The sequence below is a fragment of the Metabacillus sediminilitoris genome (genome assembly GCF_009720625.1).
Lineage (GTDB): Bacteria > Bacillota > Bacilli > Bacillales > Bacillaceae > Metabacillus > Metabacillus sediminilitoris.
The window spans coordinates 887279-905005 of record NZ_CP046266.1 but is presented as its reverse complement, the minus strand read 5'-3'; the positions used below and the strand labels follow the sequence as shown (position 1 = coordinate 905005).

Here is a 17727-nt window from a genome sequence, read left to right as displayed (position 1 = left end):
TAGCTTTTAAATACAGCCTTACATAAAAACACCTAAAACTTCGAAGATCATTCAAATGATTGCATCAGAAAAGTGTTTTTTTTGAAATGATGAGGGACAATTTCACCTAGTTTTTCTGGGGTTTAGGCCTTCATACAGACTATGAAGGACTTTTCCACCTGGTTTCTCTGGAGCTTGGGCATTCATACTGCCTATGAAGGACTTTTCTACCTAGTTTTTCTGGAGTTTGGGCCTTCATACTGCCTATGAAGGACTTTTCCACCTGGTTTCTCTGGAGTTTAGGCCTTCATAATGCCTATGAAGGACTTTTCCACCTGGTTTCTCTGGAGCTTGGGCCTTCATACTGCCTATGAAGGACTTTTCCACCTGGTTTCTCTGGAGTTTGGGCCTTCATACAGACTATGAAGGACTTTTCCACCTGGTTTTTCTGGAGTTTGGGCCTTCATATAGACTATGAAGGACTTTTCCACCTGGTTTCTCTGGAGTTTGGGCCTTCATACAGACTATGAAGGACTTTTCCACCTATAATTACTGGAGTTTAGGTCTTCATAATGCCTATAAAGGCTGTTTCCACTTGGTTTTTCTAGAGTTTAGACCTCCATACAGACCATGTAAAAACGTTTCCCCTTGAATCCGCAAGAGTATTGTTCTCATAAAGAATGAAGGACATTTCCCCATTAAGAATAGTTGGAGAAATGTCCTTAAAGTGACAGTCTTATTCGATTGTCCTAAGAATTAATTGTGGTAATAACCGTGTGTACAAGCTTTTTTTCTAACCTTGCTTTTCCCTTTTCACACCACACAGGTTAACCGGAAGTATTACTCTGACGATAACCTATTAAAATGTAATAACTCCCATCAATAGTGCTGCTGCAATCATAAATAAACTTGATCCTAGTGCCCACTTGAAAATGAACTTTTGGTGATCACCAAACTCTACACCTGCCATTCCAACAAGTAAATAAGCGGAAGCCATGAGCGGACTCATTGCATGTACGGGCTGCCCTAATATTGAAGCACGAGCAATCTCAACCGGATCTACTCCATATGAAGCCGCAGTTTGTGCCAGGATCGGTAATACACCAAAATAATATGGATCATTCGCCATGAAATAAGTAAAGGGAATACTAGTTACTGCTGTAATGACCGCAAAATACGATCCTAATGATTCTGGAATGATATCTACTAAGCTGTTCGCCATTGCATCAACCATTTCAGTACCTGATAATATTCCTGTAAATATCCCTGAAGCGAACACTAATCCTACAACTGCTAGGACATTTCCTGCATGACTCGAAATTCTTTCTTTCTGTTCATCTAATTTTGGATAGTTAATCATTAATGCGATAACAAATGCGATCATAAACAAAATGGATAACGGTAGTAAAGATGTAATCAAACAAACGAGTAATGTAATTGTTAGAGCAAGATTTATCCATAACAGTTTAGGACGTTTAACATTGTCTAATTCTATAGTTGCACTTTGTTGACTAAAAGCAAGTAACTCTTCTTTTGAATATTGAATCTCTGCAACTCCTAACCTTTTACGCTCTTTTTTCCCAAGAACAAATGCTGTGAATAATGTCCATAAGGCCCCACAAATCATTACTGGGATAATTGGTGTAAAGACATCCTCAACATTCAGCTGCAGTGCTGCAACCGCTCGAGCAGTCGGGCCGCCCCAAGGAGTCATATTCATCACTCCAAATGAAAGCATCGCAATACATGTTAAAATGAGCGGATTCATCCCAATTCGTTTATAAAGCGGCAGCATAGCTGATACTGTTATCATATATGTTGTAGTTCCATCTCCATCAAGTGCTACCATCATTGAAAGAATAGCTGTACCTATAACAATCTTTAGTGGATCACCCTTTACTATTCCTAGGATCTTTGAAACAAGCGGATCAAATAATCCTGCATCGATCATAATGCCAAAATAAAGTATAGCAAACATTAACATGACACCAGTTGGTGCGACTTGCTTAACACCTTCAAGCATCATTTCACCGATGCCCTGGCCGAACCCTCCAAATAATGCAAATAAAATTGGAATCGTAATTAATGCAACTAATGCGGACATTCGCTTTGTAATGATTAAATACATAAAGACGACGATCATGGAAAAACCTAAAAATGCTAACATAGTATTCCTCCCCCTATTTCTTAATGTGGTATTTATTTAATCAATCATTTATCACAGAATGACAAACGATTAAATGTTTCGAATATTTAGTTTCATTATAAATGAGAGAAATGATTATGTAACCGTTTACAAATTATTGGTTATTAAATTCTTAATAGCTATTTTGTTCATTTTGTTCATACGTTGAAAGTTTCTCCTAACAAAGAACACTTGAATGATTTCAAGTGTTCTTTGTTAGGACAGGCATTATCTTTTACATCCTAGCTAAACTGACTTTATCGATCTTTCATCAACTTTCTGTTTACCAAATATCTTCCGTAAAAAAATCGGTACAATAAACAAGATGAAAAAAACACGAAATAACTGGTAAGCAGCTACCATTGAAACATCTGCATGAACTGTATGTGCTGTAACCCCCATTTCAGGCAATCCGCCTGGAGCAATACATAAAAAAGCAGTTGTCATGTCGATGTGATATAGCGTATGTAAACAATATGATAAACCGAAAGCAAATCCGACAATCATGATTCCCGATACGAATGAATAGGGAAGTAATTTCCTCCAATTTGTTAACATATTTATTTTTATGCCAAGCCCTAAATAAACACCTAAGCAAAGCTGCGCAATTAGGATAAGAACGGTAGGAAGCTGTGGAATTTCAACACCACTAACAGTTAAAATAGCTGATGTGAGCAAAGGTCCGATGATCCATGGCGTTGGAAACTTTATGGCAACTGAAAGCAATGTAACAGTTAAAACAATGGCAATGATGATCAGTATCTGAAAGAAGCTGCCATATTCCATTTGCGTCCCAATATCATTAGATAGATTACTAGTAGCTGCATCTCTAGAGAAAGCATGAATTGAAAGCGCTGGTACAGTAAAAATAACGGTTAACATTCTAATTGTTTGCATAAAGGTTACAATCGTAGGATCTGCCCCTTTTATCTCCTCACTTAGGACAGCCATCTGTGATAAACCGCCGGGTGTCGTCCCCATTACCGCACTCGGAATGTTGATTCCTGTTACTCTAGAGATAAAATAGGCAACAGCTAGTCCAAAAACAACCATTAAAACAGTCATGATAGCCATAGTTGGGAGATGGTTTACAATTTGTCCAGCACTTTCAAGTGTAAACGATAGTCCCATACTATAACCTAATAACATCTGGCCCCCATTTTTAAAACTTACCGGCCAAAATAACTTTCGATTTGTTTTAAGCTTCCAAATCAAAATAGCTGTTAATGGCCCTAACATCCATGACAATGGTAAATGAAAGAGTGTAAAGAAAACACCTCCTACTAAACCACATAATAAAGTTTCAATAAATTGTCGCTGTATATGTTGTCTCCTCGTCATAAATCTTTTAATGGAAGAAAAAGTCATGTTGCACCCCCTTATGTTTAATCATGAAGTTAATAAGAGGCTCGCTCATCATTGTCTCCCCACTAAACCATCAGTCAAAAGACGGTAAATGTTAGACAATATTCCTGAGCCAGCCTCATTTTAATCGTATGGTACTAACTTATATCTTCAATAACTTGATCGTTAAAATACACAACATGTGAAAGAATTTTAAGACCTTTAATCTTTTGAATCGATTGTTTTGCCTCAATCTCATTATCAAATTCAAACATTTTAATACGTTCCCCTGTATAAACCGTTAATACCCACATTAATAAGTTCCTCCAATAATAAATTAAAAAGTAACGTAGTATAAATTGTAGTTTGGCTTTTAAATCATGAATTATTTTCTGCAATGTTTATACTTTTGCCAATATCATAGTTTTATTAATGGACGAAGTAAATAATACAAATAATTATTTTATTTAATTCAATTACGCATTTTTGTTTATTTTGTTCACGGATTAAGAATCTTGCTGATCTACTCCCATTAGTTGCTTGTACAACTTACTTTGTTCTTCAAGAAATTTCGACGTTTCACTACTATTTTTATAAAAGTCTGTCCACATATTCTCATCGAGCATTGTTTTCCATTTTTCCGTTTTTACCATTTTTTCAATTGTCAGATCCCAAAATTTGATTTCTTCCTTTGTCATATTAGGAGGTCCCATAATGCCGCGCCAATGTTTGAAAACTAAATGAATTCCTTCTTCTGACCAAGTTGGGACATCAGGAAATTCGTCTAATCTCTGTTCAGATGAAATTACAAGCAGTCTTACTTGACCGGAATCAGCATGTTTTTTCGCTTCTAACAATGACATTGTCGCAACATCTGTTTGTCCATTTAATAAAGCCTCAACAACTTGATCACTATTTTCATAAACATAAAAATCTAGCTCTTTGGTTAGTACCCCGGCTTGTTTACTTGCTAATACAAATGAGAGCTGATCGTCATTGCCAAGTCTTGGAGAGACACCTATTTTATATGCATGTGAAGATGCTTTTAATGTTTCCATTAAACTTTTTGCACTTTTAATACTTGAATCCTTTGGTACTACAACTGCTTCCCATTCTGTAGCCAACGTGGCAATTGGGGTAAAATCATTATAAGTCATTTTACTTTGTCCTAATAAATGATTTGTAATGAGCAAACTCGAATTAATGGCCAGTACATGATCTTCTTGTTGTTTTGTGAATTTCCAGCCTACCTCTCCGCCAGCTCCAATTTTATTAATGACACGAATATTTTCTGAAATGACATTTTCACTTTCTAAGGTGCTTTGTACGGCTCTTGCTGTTAAGTCCCAACCACCGCCTCTAGAGCTTGGTGCAATGATTGTTACTTCTTCTGACAGTACATCCTTGTCATTATTTACTGAACATCCAATACATCCAATAACAAAAAGCATGATAACGGCTAACACTTTATTCCTCATTGTACATTCCTCATCCACATTAAAAATCTTAGACGATTATTCTGATAGGTAATATTTTCGCTCAGGTCGACCGACAATACCATATTCATGTTTAGCGGTGCAGACATTTATTGAAACGAGATATTCTAAATATCTTCTTGCCGTTGTTCGCGATGCGCCCATTTTTTCTCCCATTTCCTCGATGGAAACACCAGCTTTCAGCTCATTCATTACTTCCCTCACTTTCTGTAAGGTAAGACGGTCAACACCTGATGGAAGATCTTTTTGATCGATCATTGCCTGATTTGTCATCCCAAAATATCGATCAATTAATGATTGATCAATCTCTTCCCTACTTGAAAGTAATTTTTTCTTCTTTTTATATGCTTCTATTGTTTCAATAAATTTTTCCAATGTTACTGGCTTTAATAAATATGTAAAGACACCATGTCTAATGGCTTTTTCAAGCATCGCTTTTTCTGTAGCGGCCGTTACCATAATAATATCAACTGTAGGATGGTTCTCTCTAATTTCCGATAATATATCTGTTCCAAGTTGATCTGGCATATATATATCTAATAAAAGCAAATCAACTCGATTGTTCCGTAGAATTTCTATCGTTTCCTTTGCATTTAAAGCTTTTCCAATGAGTTTTACACCAGATACTTTTAGTAAAAATTGTTCCTGTACTTGGGCAATTCGAAAGTCATCCTCAGCTATAACTACGTTAATCATGTTGCTCCTCCCTTTCCCATGTTACGAAATCTGTTTTGGAAGATACACAGTAAAAATAGCTCCTCCATTTTCTTTATTCTTCACTTCTATTGTTCCGCCTAATAAATCTATAATGTGCTTTACATTGAAAAGTCCATATCCTCTATTTTGACCTTTAGATGAAATTCCTAAAGAAAACAAGGAATCTATTAAACTTTCAGATACACCTTTCCCATTATCAGAAACTTCAATAATGATATCGTTTCCAAGACTTATTATTGAAAAAAATACCTTCTTTTCATTCTGATTCATAACAGCATCAAATGCATTATCGATAAGATTTCCAATAATTGTTACGAGATCTGTTACCTTTATATAATCAGGTAATGGTTCTATATAACTTTCATCATCAATTTCAAAATTAATTTTCTTTTCCGATGCTTTTCCAAGCTTTCCTAATAAAATAGCTTGAACATTTGGATCATGTATTTGATTAAAAATAATTTGATTTCTGTACATATAGAAGGAAGATTCCTTTTGAATAAATTCGAATGCGTCATTATAACGCTCTAATTGAAGTAACCCTGATAATAAATATAATTTATTTGCATATTCATGTGTTTGAGCGCGAAGTCCCTCTGAATATTCACGAACTTCTGAAATGGTATCAATAAGCTTTTTTAATTCCGTTTTATCGCGAAAGCTAGAGACTGCTCCTACAACCTGCTCATTATCAAAAATAGGGATTACATTAAAAATAAATAATTTTTCATTAATCGGGATCTCAATATTATGAATGTTTTTTCCTCTCTGTACCACATCATATATTTGAATGGTAGGAAGCACAAGATTGACATGCTGGCCTATAAAGTCATCTTCATTAAGATTTAACATTGTTCTTGCCGAATTGTTAATTAAAGTAATTGTTCCATTATGATCAATCGCAATAATTCCTTCTTTAACAGATAACAAAATAGCATTTCGTTCCCGATATAATGAAGCTATTTCATGTGGTTCCAATCCTAGTGTATCTTTTCTTATACTTTTCGTTAAAAAGATACCTCCTATCATTCCTATGAGTAATACAATCAATGATGCGATGACAATGGTTCGAATTCTACTACTTATATTTTTATAAATATCTTTTTCTAAAAACTCTACAGATACTGTTCCAATTACTTTCGTATAATTTCCATAGTCCGCAATAATAGGTACTTTACCTATTAACACTGACTCTCCATCCCGTTCCACCTGGAAATTGTTAGCGCCTCCAAAAACAAGTGCATGATAATTTGTATGATCTGAGCTTTTCTTACCAACTTGAGTTTGATTTGTATGCGAATAAATGATTTCTTCACGATTTTCAATCATGATATTCGCTGCATCAACTTGATCTTTTACTTGCTCAGCAATTGGCCGAAAAAGGTCTTCTAGCTCATTATTTTCAATTGCATCTCTTAATTCAGGCATTAGAGAAATTGCCTTTGCCGATTGTAATGCTAACTGTTCGACTCCATTCCTTGTTTCAACTGATTGAATATAAGCAAAAATACTTGCGAGGAGAATAATGATTAATAGTATTAATGCACAGATTAATCCTAATACTTTTGTTTGTAATGGTATTTTTTTTAGATTATTCATCATTTTAAACCCTTTTTTAGAAGTAAGTTTGTTCATGAAGTTCATTTTTCATATCTACATTAATAGAGTACACCATTTGATTCATCTTAAAAAGAGCAAAAAAAAATGCCTCCTCCATTTGGAGCAGACACTTCTTTACTCTCAAGCAAAAGGGGCAAAGCCAAATGGTAAACGAAGACCTAATGAGATCGTTAAAATAAGGACAACGATAAAAATAATCCAAAACACTTTTGTTGGTTGTCCTTTTTTCGTTTTTGTTAACACCATTTCCATCATACCAATTGTCACAATTCCTAAAATAATCTTTCCAATATACTCACCATTTAGCTGTATACCTGAAGCAATCATAATTCCTGTTACGATAATTAAGATATAAAATAATCTTAACACCATCTGAACAATTTTAGCTGGCTTTTCTTTTTGAGATTTTAATAGTGAATGAGCTACGAAGAAAAGGATGATCGCAACTACCCATGTCGTAATATGTGCATGTGTCATAAATATTTTCCTCCTTAAAAGATCAAAGACAACCCTATCTTAGCATAATTTGCTAAAAAAATTAATGAACGAATCTCGAAGGTTATGGTGATTGTGTCTATTTTTTGAAAACATAGATCCAATGAGGACAAAATGAAAGAGGCTCAGATACCAAGCCTCTGTTTATTCTAACAATCATGATGAAGATTTGATTCGATTTTCTAATACTCCAATACCCTCAACTTCAATTTCAATTATATCACCCTGCTGTAAATACTTAGGTGGATGAAAACCATTACCGACCCCTGCAGGTGTTCCAGTCGCAATAATATCACCTGGTTCAAGAGTTGTCCCTTGAGAAATCGTTGAGATAATATGTTCAATACTAAAAATCATATCCTTTGTATTTCCATCTTGACGAATTTCATTATTTACACTCGTTTTAATTTTAAGGTCATAAGGGTTTTCAATCGCTGATTTATGAACAAGATAAGGACCAATCGGGCATGATGTATCAAGGCTCTTCCCTAGGAAGTACTGCGTATGCTGTTTTTGAAGATTCCTTGCTGTTACATCATTAACGATCGTATAACCAAACACATAATCCATCGCATCTTCCTCGTTAATTTGCTTTCCTTTCTTTCCAATGACAACAGCAAGCTCACCTTCATAATCAAGTTCTTTCGTAATATGTAAATGCGGGTCAATTTCATCCTTGTGGCCAATGACAGAGGTTGGTGCCTTTGTAAATAAAAGAACATGTTTTGGTATATCCTCTTCACTTCCCATTTCGATAACATGGTTTCGATAGTTTTTTCCTACACATAAAATATTTTTAGGTGGATTTGGTATTGGTGAAAGTATTTTCACATCCGCCAAAGGATAAAGATAGCTTTCAGATCCTTCTTTCACATTAATTTTATCAACAATTTGCTTAACATTTTGTACAAATTTGTCTCCCTTTGCGACACATTGCAAAAGAGTATTTGGAAAAGATGAAAGCTCAAATATATCTTTCTCTGCCTTTCTTAAATCGATAATCTTTTCACCGTGTACAAGCCCAATAAATTGTTCATTATGGATCATAGCTGTTACGAATTTCATGTAGCCCCTCCTATTGGTGGATATAGTTCATTTGTATTGTTATCAATCTGCTTTGTTAATTCTTTTATAGGTATTGTAAGAATATTCGATAAACACCTACAAATTTCCTTCAAAAATAATGGTGATGTTTGTCGTTTTGCAAATGGACCACTGTGCTGCCAAGGACCATCTGTTTCTATTAAGAGCTGACCAATTGGTATCTGTTTAACCATTTCTATATCTCTTTTACGATAGCAAACTTCAGGTGTAACTGAAACATAATACCCTAAAGAAATTATTTCGTTAATAACATTACTTGGTGCTTTTAGCCAATGAAAATGTGCTTTTTGAATTCCATGCTTTTTTAAAAATGATAGGGCAATTTCCGATTCTTTATGGACAGCATGGAGTGCTACAGGTAAATTCACCTCTTTTGCAACCTGTAAAAAAGCTTCCAAAACATAGTAAAATTCATCCGCTGAATAGTGCTCTAAAAGTTCATTTTTCTGATAAGTTGGCAGACCAATTTCACCAATTCCTGAAAGCATGTGCTTTTCACTTTTAATTAAAGCTATTAATTCTTCTAATTCCTGTTTAGTTGGTGGCGGTGCTTCTGGGTGGTGTCCAATCGCAGCGCGAACAAAATGTGGAAATTCTTGTTTTAGTTTTAAGATCTCATAGCTTGAACTTAAATTCGTTGCGACTGCTACAACTCCGTCAATTTCACGCTCTTGCCAAATAGAAATAGCATTCTTAATGACATCACGTTTATATTGATCAAGATGAATATGTGCATCAATCATTGGGAATCCTCCTACGAAATTTGTTTGAAGTGTGATGTATAAACACAATTGATTTTTGTCAAATCCCTATGCCTAAACCCTTATATGTAGAATTTTGTATTGTTTTTTGTTATTTTAGCGAATGTGATTTTTTTCAAATGATCCGTTGTATAATAGCCTTGTCCTAAATGAAGGACGATTTTTTGTTCCTTGGTGAATCATATCATGCTTAAAAATTAAATGAGAGATGGAGACAGAAAAATGGTTAGCAATGAAATAGAATTAATGAGAAAGAATTTAATTAATATGGCCATGAAGCATGGTGTAAACGCTATCGAAACGATCGAATGCAGTCAAAAACTCGATATCTTGTTACTAAAAGAAATTAAATGGAATAATGAGCACTATTTTATTAAAAAGGAAAACAAATAATAAAATGATAATAAGCCTAAAAGGAATGGAAAGATTACTCTTTCGCCTTTTTATGATCAATTTTCATAAGCATAAGGATCGAATCCTTCACATTCATACTCCTCTGTTAAACAGATAATTTTTCCACGTTTATCACACATTTACTGATAAGATTCATAAAGTATATCAAAGCAAACTTCAATTTTAGATAAAAGGAATGTTTATTATGCCAGCTATTGTAGGTGCCTTTAAAGTAAATAGTGTAGGTACAAGTAGCATTGTTCATATTGGAGATGTGATAACCATTTCTCCATATAGCGAAGTTAAAACCTTTGCTGGTGCTGGTTCCTTTAACACTGGAAATGGACTTAACATTTACAATCAAAATTCAGTGACAAATACGTATGATAATGATGTTATCGATCAACCGATTGCTGGAAATTTATAAGGAGTGTTGGCGATGAATTTTTATATTAATCAAACCATTTGTATTAATTATTTACGAGTCGATGCTGTCAGCAATTCTTCAGTCTTACAAATTGGTAGTGCTGGTATTATAAAGCCCCTATCAAATCTTTACAACACAGGCGGTTTCACAGAACCTGCACCACAAATTGAAACTGAAGCGCCTAGTGGAGTTGTTTCTGAAGAAGAGGCAGAAGAATCGTTCGTGCCCCTTACCTCACCTGCGATTCCTCCATTTAGGTAACTTCTATTACGGAAGTTTTCTGTCCACTCATGATTAACAAAATAGGCATTCACCCACTTTAAGCTTTTTGCATATCATGTTAGTATCAACTTTTTGTGCTAAGAAATAGAGGTGGGTGATGTAGTTTGTATTATAACGAAATAACGAAATACTTACAGCAACTTCATCAATATGTCCAACAACAGGAACAACAAATCCAACATTTGAATGAAATGATGCGCGGACTAAAAAAAGATATGGAAGAAATGAAGAAACAATCTTACACAAACATTGATAAAATTGAATATAAATTTGATCAATTAAAAGTTGAACATCTTACTGGTACACTGAATATTGGGCTAAATCCTTCTGATCCCGGGCAGATTGATAATTTTGATGTCCATCAAAATGGGATGAATGTAAATGGAGTACAACAACAATTAAGACAACAACTTTTTCAGCAATGCAGTGAAGAAGTGAATCAATTTTTAAATAATGATTGTAAAAGTCTAATTGAACAGGCAGAACAGCATTATGATTTACGACTCGATGATCCGCATCGCAGGCATATAATTGAGGACATTCGCAAACAAATTGATAGTCGCATCCATTACTATATCAATGCGCAACCATTAACAGAGCAAGATTCCCTATTAGATAAAAAACAAGAAATCCTCCTACATGTTAAACAAGATGTTGAAAATTCTATAAAGCACTTTTTAGATCATCTCCCGAAAGATTCGTCATAGAAAACGGCAGCCGCCTTGTTCAGACACGCAAGATTAGGAAGGACATTGATTGATTGATTGATTGATTGATAGTTGTCCCCGAGATTATTACAAAAATGACGTCCTTTTTCAGTTACTGCACTTACACGGCCTGTGCTTCGGGTTTAGCGGTGAAGATAGACTTTAGAAATAGAAAAAGAATACTCTGTCACTAGAGCTAGTCAGACATAAGGAGTTGGTAAAAAATGAATTTCACAGTTGTAAATCGATGCCTGCAAGTTGGAGCGGTCAATATTATCGGAGTATCTAGTTCTTCTGTCTTTTTAATTGGCGATACAAATACTATTACACTTTCATCTACTTTTGATACACCACCTGAATCTCTCATCATCGGTGCTTATGTACCGTTGGCACCACAATGATTAGTCGATACTCAAAAGTCAATACAGCTTACGTTAGTTCGATCGGGATTAGCTCTGTTTTTCAAATTGGCGATTCTATGGAAATAACACCAGAAGTAAATGTATTGGCAGTCCAACGTGAAGAAGAACGGCATTTCGGAACCGAAGGCGATCTATCACAATATCCGATTTTTCAAGAGGAAATTCCTCAACCTATTTTATATGAACGGTTAACAACAAATTTCTTTCATGAAAATCCTTCAATTAATGTAAACAGAATCGATATTTTGGCTATATCCAGTTCATCTATTGTTCATATTGGATCAACAAAAGATATTACATGTGTGAATCGAACAAAACATATCCGTCATTATAAAGAGAATCCCCATCGGTAGACGGAGCTTTATCCACCGCTACTAAGCAGCGAGACTAAACATGCTAAGATAACTCATCCTGTGTCCTTTGCCTGACATGGACGTCCTGCTAATCCATCGTCAGGCATTTTTGGCAGTTATTATGGCTAAAGGCTAGAGGTGGTACTGCGCATTTAGTATATTTTTCACTTTTCAAGTGAAAGACGAACATTCCAAAAAACAGATGCATAAAGTAAAGTACCATTGAATTTAAAAAGGATGTTTTAATATGCCCGCAATTGTAGGTCCGATCAAGATTAATAGTATTGGTGGCGGAGTGGTTAACTTCGGAGATTCCTTTTATCTATCTCCTAAAAGCCAGTCAAAAACAGCCTCAGGCTCTGGCGGGGGAAGTACAGGAGATTTTCATATTATTAATAATGGCATTAGCGTCACAAATATGATTGATCCTGATGTTACAGATCAAAATATGGTGGCTAACAATTAGACATGAAAAAGCGCCTTCACGTATTATCACAACAGGCAGTCAAATACATGACATTCCTCTTTAGCATGTATTTATTATCCCCTGAGTGAGTGATGATGGGCGCTTTTTCTTTGTAAAAATACCTTACATTAGACTTATGAAAGACTGTTCATCTGCATTCTTATCTTGTTTTGGCCTTCTTTTCCGTTCTTTTCAACTTTCGTCTTTTATAGGAATATTAGAATTATAAAATACAAAAAGCCTACCCACATTTAATTGGATAGACCTGAAAACACAATAGCTTGAAATAGACATCCTACGAAACAGCTTATAAAGATTCTAAATAAACTGTTGAGCCTTTTCCTGAAGGCTCGGCCGGTTCAACTATTAATTTTCTTGGCAACCTTGCACGAAGTTCACCGACATGGCTTATGACGCCTACTGATAAGTTTTGAGCTTGGAGCTTTTCAAGAGCTGTGATAACTGTATCTAGCAGATCAACGTCAAGTGTTCCAAATCCTTCGTCAAGGAAGAAGAATTGAAGTGGATATTCTCCACGAAGCTGAATTTGCGTTGATAGTGATAATGCTAACGCAAGTGATGTTAAGAAGGTTTCTCCACCAGATAGTGTTGAAACAGGTCTTCTGACCCCGCCATTTGCATCATCTCTCATGATAAAGCCGCCTTGAGAGTCAACCTCAATCGCATATCGACCGCGTGTTAACATACTAAGCCGTTCTGACGCATCGCGGCTTACTTGTTCTAGCTGTTCTTCTGCAACATATTCAACAAAGCTGTTACCTTTAAAAACGGATTGGAGTTTTTCAAGCTTTTGCATCATATCATCGAGATCTTTTTGCCGATTTTCTATTTCCATAAAACGCTCATGCTTTTCTAACAAAACTTGAAGAGCATTTGCTGCTGCCCCTTTGTTCGCAACCGCTTCGTCAACCTGCTCTTTTAGTTCCATTTTTATTTGTTGAATTTGCTCCCAATCCTCTAATGAAAGCTGGTTTCCTGAAAGTTTTTCTTCAATACGGCGCAGGTCTGTTGTTAGCTGTTTTACTTTATCGGTATATTCCTCTATTTTTGTCTTCATTTCCTGTTTGATCTCAGCAGATAAAATGGAAGCAAGTGTTTCCTCGACCGTTTTGAATGAAGTCTCTTCACATGCTGATTTCCATTTTTCATAAGCCAATTGGAGTTTATGTGATGTTTGATCAAAGGATTTTTCACAAGCAGCAAGCTCGCTTTGCAGCTGATGCAGCTGACTAGACTTCTGTTGCCATGCTTGATACATGTCATTTTCTTTTGAAGTTAATTGCTTTAATTGTGCTTCTGTTTCCTCAATTTGTAAGCTTATTCGGTTTTCTGAATCAACTTCATTTAGCTTATCCTGCTTTTCACTAATAAGCTCCTCCCGATTTTTGATTGAGGCTTGTAATTTTATTTCTTGTTCAGATAGTTGCTGATTTTTATGCTCATGTTCTTTTACAAGCACTTCTTTTTCTTCAATAAATGAAATGCTTTTTTGAATTCGTTCATTTAATAGTTCAAATGCTTCATCTTTTTCTACAATTTCCTTTTGCAGCTGTTCAACCTTTTCAAGTGGAATGGTTGGAAATTGATCAGAATAGGCTGTTCGCACTTCCTCATATTTTTGTTGATTTGCTTGCTGAACCCGAATCCATTCATCCCCATCCTGTGATGCCGTCTTGATGAAATCATTTCTTCTCATTTCTTCCTGCTGTAACTCACGAATTTGTTTCATCATTTTTTCTATTGATGCTCTTATTTGCAGAAAATCTTGCGTTATTGCTTTGAATTCACCTTTAAATGTCTTATATCCTTCTTCAACTGGCAGCTCTTGATTGTTTGAAAACACCTTGTTAATTTGTGCTTCTTTTATTTGTTTAAGCTCATGAAGATATGAAAAATCATTCATTAATTGTTGGGAAAGGCCTTCAAGCTTTATTTTAATGGCATGGCTTTCCTGACTTAAGCTTTGTAAACGCTCAAGCTCTGCCTTTATTGCATCAGATTGCTTGTTGGCAACATCATTATCAACTTGATCAATATGAATAGGGCTTGGATGACTACATGATCCACATACAGGACAAGGCTCTCCATCACTTAGCTGCTTAACTAATTCAATCGCTAGTTTTTGACTTTTCGCTTTTTCTTCCTTCTCTAATAAGGCATCTAATTGATACTTTACCGTTTGAATGTATCCAGCATGTTCCCGTTCCCTTTCAGATGCTAGAAAATAAAGCTGGTTTAGACGAATAAATTGTTCTTGAAGTTGCAGTTTTTCTTTGGTTATTTTTTCCGTTAACACAGTTACCTTTTGTTTTTCTTGCTGAATGGCTGCTGTTTTTTTATTAACTTGTTCTGTTGCTTCCCTTACTTTTTGCTGAATTTGTATAACCATCTGCTTTGCTTCTAAGGCAGCACGAATTTGTTCTCGATCTTTTGCCATTACTGTTTTGGTTTTTTGTTCATCCTTTAATGCTTGCTGTTTAAATTTAGCTTTCTCAACAAAACTCTTTGCTTCTGCTAATTGTGTATTGTTTCTTTCCTGCTGCTTTTTTAGTTCAAGCCTTTTTTCCTGTAGATTATTTAATTGGCTTTTATCAGATTGAAGCTCTTCCTCTACTTTTTGCAATTGTAGAAGTTTTTCTCGTTTTGCTACTAAAATCGGCTCCTGTGTAGCTTTGTTTTGACGGATTTCTTCATATGAACGACTAATCGTCTCATACTGCTCCTTTACGACAACATACTGTTTTTTTGCCGAGGCAAGATTAATTTCTGCTTCTTTTTGCTCTTGCTGCAGCGCTTGAAGAGCCTCAGCATATGGACGCAGTGACTCAGCTTCTTCTGCCTTTTTCAGCTGATTTTGTATGTCGTCGATCGTATCTTCTTTTGCTGCTAGTATAGCTTTTTCCTTTTCAATTTCCGCTTTTTGCTGTTGAAGTTGCCAGATTCCTTGCTTTTTTTCATGATCCTTTGTAACAGTTTCTAGCTCTGTCTGACGTTTTTTCAAAAGCAATTCTGCATCTTTCAGACGATTTTCAGCATCCTTCACAGCCTGTGATGAAGCATCCCCTAAGCCTTTCTTCTCTGCATCAAGCTCGTCACGATTAATTTTTGTTGATGTGACTCTTTTTTTCAATTTTTTCATTAACTGATCGCCATATTGTTCAAGATGAAATAAACGCTGAAGCATTTGGCGTCTTTCCGCACCTTTTAATGAAAGAAATTCAGCAAATTTCCCTTGTGGAAGCACTACTGCACGGGTAAAATCATCGATGGTTAGGCCGAGTAATCCATAAACTTGTTCATTTACATCCACTGCTTTATCTGCAAGAACAACCCTTTCCTCACCAGCTTCGATTAAACGACAAATCGCTGTTTTCACTCTTATTTCATCTGTTCGTTTGAAAACACGTTCAACAGTATAACATTTCCTCCCAGATGCATTTTCAAGCTCAAAAGTAAATGACACCGTCAATTGATCTTCTGCATGATTTAGTATTCCGTACGTATTATTCATCGCTCGTTCCACTTTTCCATACAAAGCAAGTGTCATCGCATCTAAAATGGAAGATTTTCCACTGCCCGTCGGTCCAAAAATCCCGAAAATTCCACCATCACATAATGAATCAAAGTTAATAATCTGTTTTTCTCTGAAACTATGCAATCCGGAAACAGCTAACTCGATCGGTTTCATGTCTCATCACATCCTTCAAGATCATCATCCTGTTGAACTAGCTCTAAGAAAAGCTTCACTAGCTCGGGTTCAGGTTTTGCCCCACCTGTTTGCTTTTCGTAAAACTGTGAAAATAATTGATCAATAGGCAAATTAGCTTGTCGTGTTGCAGCAACCTCAAGCTCTTTTTGAAAAACAGGGCGAATATGAATGAAGCCAGGATGCCATTTACGCAACCGATGGATTTCTTCAATTGATAGAGTCGAAGTTAAATGGATTTCTAGGTCGATCCATGCGGAAGCATCTCTACCTTCCTCTAACCAACTATGCACCTGACTTATTCCTTCAGTTGCCTTCCACTTAACAAGCGGTTTTCCTGAAGATAACGGGATTTCTCTCATCTCAACTGGCTGACCTGGATCTGCCTCTAAAATAGTGACCGACTTCGCATAGCCAATTTCGGAAAAGCTGTAGGCAAGCGGTGAACCAGAATATCTTGTTAACGTGCTTGCACGTTTTATGTTTTGCGGGCGATGTAAGTGCCCTAATGCAACATATTGTGCCGCTTCCGGCATACTTGTTGCAGCAACCGTGTAAGCTCCTCCAACCTCAATTGGACGTTCTGAATCAGATGTGCTTCCACCTGCAACATGTATATGACTCATAGCCATGTTTACAGTATTTGGTTGGAATTGCTTACTCATGATTGAAAAAAGCTCGCGAATTCTTTCATCATATTTATTTCGTAAAAGGACTTCATCATGTGTTTCTGACAGTACTTGCTCAAGTCTAGCTTCTGAAGGGTATGCAAGCGCTGCAACGATCATCTGCTGCTGTGCATGCGGAACATTCACTTTTAAAACCTCATGGCTAGGATAACCGATTAAATGAATTGAATGGTTCCCAGCTAAAGGAGATGCTGCAGACAAGCGATCTGGATTATCATGATTTCCAGCAATCACAATGATCGGACGTTTCCCTTTATCAGATAAACGCGATAGTCCATCATAAAACAACTGCTCAGCAGCTGCAGGTGGATTTACCGTATCAAATGCATCACCAGCCATTAGAATGGCATCTACTTTTTCTTCCTCAACGATCTTAACGAGCTCGTCTATAAATTGTGCTTGCTCTGCTAAACGACTTCGCCCTTCCAGCGATCTGCCTAGGTGCCAGTCAGCTGTGTGCAATATTCGCATTTGTTATAACTTCCTTTCAGACAGTATCTAGGCTTGTTGCAACTGATATCATTCACAACAAGCCTGTTTTTACTAAACAAATATGGAGT

The 17727-nt window shown here is 36.0% G+C and carries 18 protein-coding genes; 7 read left to right on the top strand and 11 right to left on the bottom strand.

Annotation, left to right across the window (positions count from 1 at the left end; genetic code table 11):
- Positions 1–838: 838 nt before the first annotated feature.
- From GMB29_RS04650 to GMB29_RS04615, 9 genes are all read right to left on the bottom strand, one after another.
- Positions 839–2146: a CitMHS family transporter gene (locus tag GMB29_RS04650; protein ID WP_136353866.1), complete on the bottom strand. Its 1308-nt coding sequence runs from the start codon at positions 2144–2146 to the stop codon at positions 839–841.
- 264 nt (positions 2147–2410) lie between these two features.
- The gene (locus GMB29_RS04645; RefSeq protein ID WP_136353864.1) at positions 2411–3532 is read right to left on the bottom strand and encodes an AbrB family transcriptional regulator; all 1122 of its coding nucleotides are present in this window, start codon (positions 3530–3532) and stop codon (positions 2411–2413) included.
- Positions 3533–3666: 134 nt separating this feature from the next.
- A complete protein-coding gene (locus tag GMB29_RS26880) occupies positions 3667–3822 on the bottom strand; it encodes a hypothetical protein (RefSeq protein ID WP_168733840.1) in 156 nt (51 codons plus the stop codon).
- A gap of 192 nt (positions 3823–4014) precedes the next feature.
- Complete coding sequence (locus tag GMB29_RS04640; protein WP_227551511.1) at positions 4015–4986, bottom strand: tripartite tricarboxylate transporter substrate binding protein; 972 nt, start codon at positions 4984–4986, stop codon at positions 4015–4017.
- 36 nt (positions 4987–5022) lie between these two features.
- Entirely contained in the window at positions 5023–5700 is a 678-nt protein-coding gene (locus GMB29_RS04635; RefSeq protein ID WP_136353862.1) for a response regulator, read from the bottom strand.
- A 21-nt stretch (positions 5701–5721) separates the two neighbouring features.
- On the bottom strand, positions 5722–7320 hold the full coding sequence (locus GMB29_RS04630; RefSeq protein WP_136353860.1) for an ATP-binding protein: 1599 nt from the start codon (positions 7318–7320) through the stop codon (positions 5722–5724).
- Positions 7321–7461: 141 nt separating this feature from the next.
- Positions 7462–7818 (bottom strand): YisL family protein, encoded by a 357-nt coding sequence (locus tag GMB29_RS04625; protein WP_136353858.1) that lies wholly within the window; start codon positions 7816–7818, stop codon positions 7462–7464.
- Between the two features lie 174 nt (positions 7819–7992).
- Positions 7993–8901, bottom strand: a complete 909-nt coding sequence (locus GMB29_RS04620; protein WP_136353856.1) for a fumarylacetoacetate hydrolase family protein — start codon at positions 8899–8901, stop codon at positions 7993–7995.
- Positions 8898–9683, bottom strand: a complete 786-nt coding sequence (locus GMB29_RS04615; RefSeq protein WP_136353854.1) for a TatD family hydrolase — start codon at positions 9681–9683, stop codon at positions 8898–8900. Before GMB29_RS04615 ends, GMB29_RS04620 begins: the two co-directional genes overlap by 4 nt.
- A gap of 240 nt (positions 9684–9923) precedes the next feature.
- On the opposite strand from GMB29_RS04615, the gene GMB29_RS04610 reads away from it, so the two are divergent.
- The 7 genes from GMB29_RS04610 (at position 9924) to GMB29_RS04580 (ending at position 12751) form a co-directional block, all read left to right on the top strand.
- Positions 9924–10094: an aspartyl-phosphate phosphatase Spo0E family protein gene (locus tag GMB29_RS04610; RefSeq protein ID WP_136353852.1), complete on the top strand. Its 171-nt coding sequence runs from the start codon at positions 9924–9926 to the stop codon at positions 10092–10094.
- A gap of 205 nt (positions 10095–10299) precedes the next feature.
- The gene (locus GMB29_RS04605) at positions 10300–10521 is read left to right on the top strand and encodes a spore germination protein (protein ID WP_136353850.1); all 222 of its coding nucleotides are present in this window, start codon (positions 10300–10302) and stop codon (positions 10519–10521) included.
- Between the two features lie 12 nt (positions 10522–10533).
- Positions 10534–10782 (top strand): spore germination protein GerPB, encoded by a 249-nt coding sequence (locus tag GMB29_RS04600; RefSeq protein ID WP_136353848.1) that lies wholly within the window; start codon positions 10534–10536, stop codon positions 10780–10782.
- A 125-nt stretch (positions 10783–10907) separates the two neighbouring features.
- The gene (gerPC, locus tag GMB29_RS04595) at positions 10908–11510 is read left to right on the top strand and encodes a spore germination protein GerPC (protein ID WP_136353846.1); all 603 of its coding nucleotides are present in this window, start codon (positions 10908–10910) and stop codon (positions 11508–11510) included.
- A 224-nt stretch (positions 11511–11734) separates the two neighbouring features.
- On the top strand, positions 11735–11911 hold the full coding sequence (locus tag GMB29_RS04590; RefSeq protein WP_136353844.1) for a spore gernimation protein GerPD: 177 nt from the start codon (positions 11735–11737) through the stop codon (positions 11909–11911).
- A complete protein-coding gene (locus GMB29_RS04585; RefSeq protein WP_136353842.1) occupies positions 11908–12285 on the top strand; it encodes a spore germination protein GerPE in 378 nt (125 codons plus the stop codon). The genes GMB29_RS04590 and GMB29_RS04585 overlap by 4 nt, the downstream gene beginning before the upstream one ends.
- Before the next feature lie 247 nt (positions 12286–12532).
- A complete protein-coding gene (locus GMB29_RS04580; protein WP_136353840.1) occupies positions 12533–12751 on the top strand; it encodes a spore germination protein in 219 nt (72 codons plus the stop codon).
- 307 nt (positions 12752–13058) lie between these two features.
- Here the strand turns inward: GMB29_RS04580 and GMB29_RS04575 are convergent, their stop codons facing one another.
- Both GMB29_RS04575 and GMB29_RS04570 read right to left on the bottom strand, forming a co-directional pair.
- Positions 13059–16460: an AAA family ATPase gene (locus GMB29_RS04575; protein ID WP_136353838.1), complete on the bottom strand. Its 3402-nt coding sequence runs from the start codon at positions 16458–16460 to the stop codon at positions 13059–13061.
- Positions 16457–17638 carry an exonuclease SbcCD subunit D gene (locus tag GMB29_RS04570; RefSeq protein WP_136353836.1) on the bottom strand — a complete coding sequence of 394 codons (1182 nt, stop codon included), beginning with the start codon at positions 17636–17638 and terminating at the stop codon, positions 16457–16459. Before GMB29_RS04570 ends, GMB29_RS04575 begins: the two co-directional genes overlap by 4 nt.
- Between the last annotated feature and the right edge of the window lie 89 nt (positions 17639–17727).

What these genes read in the sequence shown, in the direction of transcription:
- GMB29_RS04625 (WP_136353858.1), bottom strand. Translation starts at nt 7,818, where the DNA reads ATGACACATGCACATATTACGACATGGGTAGTTGCGATCATCCTTTTC.
- GMB29_RS04600 (WP_136353848.1), top strand. Translation starts at nt 10,534, where the DNA reads ATGAATTTTTATATTAATCAAACCATTTGTATTAATTATTTACGAGTC.
- GMB29_RS04580 (WP_136353840.1), top strand. Translation starts at nt 12,533, where the DNA reads ATGCCCGCAATTGTAGGTCCGATCAAGATTAATAGTATTGGTGGCGGA.
- GMB29_RS04645 (WP_136353864.1), bottom strand. Translation starts at nt 3,532, where the DNA reads ATGACTTTTTCTTCCATTAAAAGATTTATGACGAGGAGACAACATATA.
- GMB29_RS04610 (WP_136353852.1), top strand. Translation starts at nt 9,924, where the DNA reads ATGGTTAGCAATGAAATAGAATTAATGAGAAAGAATTTAATTAATATG.
- GMB29_RS04630 (WP_136353860.1), bottom strand. Translation starts at nt 7,320, where the DNA reads ATGAATAATCTAAAAAAAATACCATTACAAACAAAAGTATTAGGATTA.
- GMB29_RS04615 (WP_136353854.1), bottom strand. Translation starts at nt 9,683, where the DNA reads ATGATTGATGCACATATTCATCTTGATCAATATAAACGTGATGTCATT.
- GMB29_RS04575 (WP_136353838.1), bottom strand. Translation starts at nt 16,460, where the DNA reads ATGAAACCGATCGAGTTAGCTGTTTCCGGATTGCATAGTTTCAGAGAA.
- GMB29_RS04605 (WP_136353850.1), top strand. Translation starts at nt 10,300, where the DNA reads ATGCCAGCTATTGTAGGTGCCTTTAAAGTAAATAGTGTAGGTACAAGT.
- GMB29_RS04620 (WP_136353856.1), bottom strand. Translation starts at nt 8,901, where the DNA reads ATGAAATTCGTAACAGCTATGATCCATAATGAACAATTTATTGGGCTT.
- GMB29_RS04635 (WP_136353862.1), bottom strand. Translation starts at nt 5,700, where the DNA reads ATGATTAACGTAGTTATAGCTGAGGATGACTTTCGAATTGCCCAAGTA.
- GMB29_RS26880 (WP_168733840.1), bottom strand. Translation starts at nt 3,822, where the DNA reads ATGTGGGTATTAACGGTTTATACAGGGGAACGTATTAAAATGTTTGAA.
- GMB29_RS04570 (WP_136353836.1), bottom strand. Translation starts at nt 17,638, where the DNA reads ATGCGAATATTGCACACAGCTGACTGGCACCTAGGCAGATCGCTGGAA.
- GMB29_RS04585 (WP_136353842.1), top strand. Translation starts at nt 11,908, where the DNA reads ATGATTAGTCGATACTCAAAAGTCAATACAGCTTACGTTAGTTCGATC.
- GMB29_RS04590 (WP_136353844.1), top strand. Translation starts at nt 11,735, where the DNA reads ATGAATTTCACAGTTGTAAATCGATGCCTGCAAGTTGGAGCGGTCAAT.
- GMB29_RS04650 (WP_136353866.1), bottom strand. Translation starts at nt 2,146, where the DNA reads ATGTTAGCATTTTTAGGTTTTTCCATGATCGTCGTCTTTATGTATTTA.
- GMB29_RS04640 (WP_227551511.1), bottom strand. Translation starts at nt 4,986, where the DNA reads ATGAGGAATAAAGTGTTAGCCGTTATCATGCTTTTTGTTATTGGATGT.